Origin of the sequence: Acidovorax sp. (assembly GCF_046291265.1) — a bacterium.
In the GTDB taxonomy this organism is placed as follows: domain Bacteria; phylum Pseudomonadota; class Gammaproteobacteria; order Burkholderiales; family Burkholderiaceae_C; genus Acidovorax.
Map to the genome: position 1 here is coordinate 1 of NZ_JBKBTV010000197.1, position 522 is coordinate 522.

The 522-nt window shown below is 73.9% G+C and carries 1 pseudogene; it reads left to right on the top strand.

The window, feature by feature from the left end:
• Positions 1 to 522 (top strand): annotated as a pseudogene (locus ACK41V_RS23870) (hypothetical protein); the annotation flags it as partial.

A 522-nucleotide genomic window follows, 5' to 3' on the forward strand; every position in this document is an offset into this window, starting at 1 on the left:
GAGGCCGGGCAGCGGCTGCTGGACGAGTCGGACCGCCAATTCTCGGAGCTGGTGCTGCGTCAGGTCGCGCAATTCACGGGCTGGCTCACGCAGGCGCTGCGCTTGGCGGCCGGCCCCGCGCCCGACGAGCTGCACGCCGCCTGGTGCGCGCGCGCAGAGACGGTGCTGCGCCGCCGGCCACCCTCCGCCGCGCGCCCCGCCGCGGCCGCCACCGCACGCAGCGACAGGGCTGCCGGCGACGGGGATGATGGCACCGCGCCCGCTGCTGCTGCTACAAGTACAGCAGCTGCTTGCGCCGCTGAGGGTGCTGCAGAAGACGCAGACTCGGCTTCGCTGGTGGCGCAGCTCTCAACGCGCCGCCCGCCGCCGCAGTTCGCGCTCATGCTGGCCTGCCTGGCGCGCGAGACGGCAGAGTCGTTCGTGACCGCGCTGCCCGGTAGCATGGCGTCGCTGCTGCCGCGCAGCGAGGCGGAGGCTGCCTTGTCCACGCTGGCGCTCACAGAGACGCTGCAGTCGTCGCTG